Genomic DNA, 239 nt, shown 5'->3' on the forward strand with positions numbered 1-239 from the left:
CCTGGCGCGCGCCGAGACGCAGATCGTGATCACCGAGACGAGCCCGCGCGGCGAGTGGACTGGGCTTGGGCGGCGGGCCGTGGTCACCGGCGTGCGCGGGGGGGGAGATGCGCTGGAGGCGGGCGATCTCGACTGGCAGACATTGATGCAGAGCGAGCCACTGACCGAGCCGCCAGTGTGGCTTCCGGCGGAGGCGCCCTTCCTGCAGATGTTCACCTCCGGCACGGTCGGCAAGCCCA

1 protein-coding gene is annotated in these 239 nt (G+C 71.5%); it reads left to right on the forward strand.

The features are described 5' to 3' along the window. The coding region (locus R0J88_RS23260) for a hypothetical protein (protein WP_410901355.1) at positions 1–239 on the forward strand (239 nt) is incomplete at both ends.

This window comes from Pseudoalteromonas sp. SIMBA_162 (assembly GCF_046535955.1).
GTDB classification, from domain to species: Bacteria; Pseudomonadota; Gammaproteobacteria; order Enterobacterales; family Alteromonadaceae; genus Pseudoalteromonas; species Pseudoalteromonas marina.